Source organism: Kitasatospora putterlickiae, from assembly GCF_039527695.1.
GTDB classification, from domain to species: domain Bacteria; phylum Actinomycetota; class Actinomycetes; order Streptomycetales; family Streptomycetaceae; genus Kitasatospora; species Kitasatospora putterlickiae.
Window position 1 is genome coordinate 336 of record NZ_BAAAKJ010000469.1, and the last position, 3,716, is coordinate 4,051.

Below are 3,716 nucleotides of genomic sequence, written 5' to 3' on the forward strand. Positions count from 1 at the left end.
CCAGGTCCCCGGTGCGGTACATCCGCGTGCCGGGCGGGCCGTACGGGTCCGGCGGGAAGCGGCGCGCCCGCCCGTCGGGCATGGAGCGGCCGGTGAACGGGCAGAACCGGGGGGACGGCTCCGGCGGCCGTCCGGATCGTATGCCCCTGGCGCCGGCCGGCCGGGTCGGCCGGAAGCGACTCACTCGTACGGTGGAACCAACCGCGGCCGGGCGGCGTCCATCCGGTCGCATACGGGATTCTCGTTCCAAGGGCTGTTCTATTCCACGGCCCTTTCACATCGTGCTCCACCGCGTGCTCCAGGCCCGCGCCGTTGTCCGCACCGCCGTCCGTACCGCCGCCCGCCCCGCCCCGCGCGCCCGCGGCCCGGCTCAGGCGCGGACCCGGGCGGTGCCCTCCCTCCGGTTCGCGGGCCGGTCCGGCGCCCCCGGACGCGCGGCGGCGGCCGGTCCGGCGACCGCGGGGCGGAGCCACCCAGCGGTCACGGAAAGGAACGGGTGCCAATGCGCGACAACCCACGGCGCGACGACCCGAGGACCCGGTCGGCGGCCCGGGCGGCCCGGCTGGCCGGGGCCCTGACGGCGGCCACCGGGCACCACTGGCCCGTCGTCCCCGCCACCGTCCCGCTCGCCGGCGGACACTGCTCCTGCGGCGACCCGGACTGCCCGGTCCCGGGTGCCCACCCCCACGACCCGCCGCTGCTCGCGGCCACCACCGACGCCCGGATGGTGCGCTGGTGGTGGGAGCGGCGCTGCCCGGACGCCCCGGTGCTGCTCGCCACCGGCCGGGCGGTCTGCGCGGTCAGCCTGCCGGCGGCGGCCGGCGCCCGCGCGCTCGCCTACCTGGCCGCCCTGCGGCTGCGGCTCGGCCCGGTCGTGGCGATGCCGGGACGCTACGCGATGCTGGTCGCCCCCTACTCGCTCGACGCGCTCGGCGAGGCGCTCGTCCAACTGCCCCGGGTGCCGGGATCGTTGCGCTACCACGGGGCCGGCGGCTTCCTGCCGCTGCCGCCCGGCGGCGGGGACGGCGACCGGGTGCGCTGGGTGCTGCCGCCCCGCCAGGGGACCGACGGCGGCGTCTGGCTCCCGCAGGTCGAGCCGCTGCTGGGCGAGTTGGTGGCGGCGGCGGTCCAGCTGGACAGCGGCCGCCCGACGTACTGACGAACCGTCGCCGCCGTACTGATCGGGCACGGCCGACCGGTCCCGGCGTGGGATGTCCGGAAAACAAAAGATCCGGCCGCTGGCGACGGGGGATGCACCAGCGACCGGACTCTTTAGACAGTAACAAGGATCCGCGCCCGCGCCAATTTCCAAGACGCCCTCGCAGCCCGGAAATTGCGGGTCGCGGGCGACAATGTGACGCGTATCACGTTCGATCCGCCGGGAGTACCCGGTGTTCCGTCCCGCCTTTAGTTCAGGGTGACCTGACGGTTCACCAGGTTCGCCCGGGCCCGCCGCTCGTCGGCGGTGAGCGGGGCCGGGTCGGCGAGCGTCTCGGCGAGCCGCTCGGCGAACTCCGCGGCCGGCTTCTCGCAGTCGGCCGCGGTCATGTCGAGCGGCAGGTCCCAGACCGGGACGGTCAGGCCGTGCGCCCGGAACGAGCCGACCAGGCGGGTGTCCGGGCCGATCGCGGACCGCTCGGCGGCGGTCAGCCGGGCCAGCGCGTCCAGCAGCCGCTCCTCCGGCACCGTCATCACCCAGCGCAGGTGGTTCTTCTCCGGGGTGCCGCACCAGTAGGCGGAGTCGACACCGGCGAGCTTCTCGGTGGGGATCGCCGAGGCGTTGGCGCGCTCCAGCGAGGCGGCCACCTCGCCGGTCGCGGTCTCGGCGTCCTCCAGCCAGAACTCGAAGCCGGTGTGCACGGCCGGCTCGAAGGCGGCGGTGGTGTCCAGCAGGTCCTGCAGCCGGCGGCCGCCCGGCACGGTCCGGCGGGCCGGCACCGGGGTGCCCGGCTCGGTGGCCAGCGCCAGCTCCAGGGCGTCCGCGAGGTCGCGGCTGAGGTCGCCGGAGGACGACTGGGTCTGCAGGCCCAGCAGGATCGAGCCGTCCTGGCGGCGCAGCGCGGGCCAGGCCAGCGGCAGCACGGTGGCCAGGGTGACCGAGGGCACCTCGCCGGCGGCGGTCCCGGCCACCCCGGCGGCCAGCGTCAGCGGCACGGTGGCGGCGGGCACCAGCTCGCGCAGCGCCACCCAGTCCGCCTCGCCCGGCAGGCCCTCGAACGGGCGGTGCACCAGCTCCTGGACGGCGTGCGAGGCCTCGCGGCCGTGGCAGGCCTTGTAACGGCGGCCCGAGCCGCAGGGGCAGTCCTCCCGGGCTCCGACCACGGGGATCTCGCCCGTGGCGACGGGGGTGGACTGGCTGCGCTGCGGCGCCTTCTTGGCGGCCTTCTTGCCCATGGTGCGGCTCTCCCGGGAACGGTGGTGTTGTGCTCCCGGCAGCCTACTGTCGCCGTGCTCGTCGGTCGCCGCGGTCGCCGTCGTCGGGTGCCGTGGTCGGTCGCCGTCGTCGGGTGCCGCGGTGTCAGCCGCCGGTGCGCCGGGCGTGCCGGGCCCGGGCCGGCAGGGCCGCCCAGACGGTCACCTCGCCCGGGGCGTCGCGCACGCCCCAGTCGCTGGCCAGCTGGTCCACGATGCTCAGCCCGCGGCCGCCGTGCGAGGTCAGCGAGGGGCTGGACGGCGACGGCCTGGTCTGCGCCCCGCCGTCGGTGACCTCCAGGGTGAGCACGCCGTCGGCGTGCATCTGCCAGCGGACCAGGACGCCGCCGGCGTCCTCGCCGCCGTCCCCGGGCGCGGGGGCCGGTGCGGAGCCCGGTGCGGTGGACCCGCCGGTCCGTGTCGGCCCGCCGACCAGCAGCGGTCCGACGACCTCGGCGCGGGCGCCCCGGCCGAGCGCCGGCAGCGGCCCGAGCGGCCGGGCGTAACGACAGGCGTTGCTCAAAAGTTCGGAAAGGATCAGAACAGCATCATCAATGACCGGTTCCGGTATCTCGCGGTCTCCCAGATCTCGACGCAGTCGGCGCCGTGCGACCCCGACACTCGCTGGGCCGTGCGGCACTGCCATGGTCGATGAAGTCGGCACTTCACGCGCCACCATCAACGCCACCCCCGGACCTCCTTCAGCGTATGCCGAGGGATGGATGCCCCTTGGCAATACGTCGGAAACGACCGGGCGGCGATCCCGCACGGACATTTGAGGCCTGTCCACCGTGGGTGCGCGACAGGTGATTCGGTGCTCACCCTCCGTCGTGAAACTGTATGAATTGCGACAGAAATCGTTGCCGAAAGGTTTGAGTCCCTACCAAGGCGATCAACGGCCGACGGTGGTTGAACGGTTCACCACAGTGGTACCACGGATCACGCGATCACCTCAGCGGCCGAGCTGGGCCAGGACCTCGGCCGGGCGGTTGGTGATGATCGCCGACACCCCGAGCTCCAGGCAGAGCTCGACGTCGGCCGGCTCGTCCACGGTCCACACGTGCACCTGGTGGCCCAGCTCGCGCAGCCTGGTCACCAGGCCCGGCCGGGCCCGCACCAGCTCGATGCCCGGACCGGCGATCCGCGCCCCGCCCGGCAGCGGCGCGCCCGGGCGCAGCCGCCCGCGCAGCACCAGGCCGCGCTCGAACAGGAACACCCGCGGGTACTGCGGCGCGGCCGCCGCCACCCGGGCCAGCGCGACGGAGGAGAAGCTCATGATCCGGGCGTTGACGCCGTGCCCCCCG

General features: G+C 75.1%; 4 protein-coding genes. 1 reads left to right on the top strand and 3 read right to left on the bottom strand.

Translation table 11 applies throughout. From position 1 onward, the window contains the following. Window positions 1–502: 502 nt before the first annotated feature. Window positions 503–1,159: a bifunctional DNA primase/polymerase gene (locus tag ABD308_RS37135; RefSeq protein ID WP_344344997.1), complete on the top strand. Its 657-nt coding sequence runs from the start codon at window positions 503–505 to the stop codon at window positions 1,157–1,159. Window positions 1,160–1,407: 248 nt separating this feature from the next. On the opposite strand, the gene ABD308_RS37140 is transcribed toward ABD308_RS37135, so the two are convergent. The 3 genes from ABD308_RS37140 to ABD308_RS37150 form a co-directional block, all read right to left on the bottom strand. Continuing rightward, window positions 1,408–2,394: a DUF5926 family protein gene (locus ABD308_RS37140; protein ID WP_344344999.1), complete on the bottom strand. Its 987-nt coding sequence runs from the start codon at window positions 2,392–2,394 to the stop codon at window positions 1,408–1,410. Between the two features lie 124 nt (window positions 2,395–2,518). Continuing rightward, a complete protein-coding gene (locus tag ABD308_RS37145) occupies window positions 2,519–3,091 on the bottom strand; it encodes an ATP-binding protein (RefSeq protein WP_425554955.1) in 573 nt (190 codons plus the stop codon). A 273-nt stretch (window positions 3,092–3,364) separates the two neighbouring features. Next, the coding region (locus ABD308_RS37150) for a glycerophosphodiester phosphodiesterase (RefSeq protein ID WP_344345003.1) at window positions 3,365–3,716 on the bottom strand (352 nt) is incomplete at its 5' end.

What these genes read in the sequence shown, in the direction of transcription:
- ABD308_RS37135 (WP_344344997.1), top strand. Translation starts at nt 503, where the DNA reads ATGCGCGACAACCCACGGCGCGACGACCCGAGGACCCGGTCGGCGGCC.
- ABD308_RS37140 (WP_344344999.1), bottom strand. Translation starts at nt 2,394, where the DNA reads ATGGGCAAGAAGGCCGCCAAGAAGGCGCCGCAGCGCAGCCAGTCCACC.
- ABD308_RS37145 (WP_425554955.1), bottom strand. Translation starts at nt 3,091, where the DNA reads ATGGTGGCGCGTGAAGTGCCGACTTCATCGACCATGGCAGTGCCGCAC.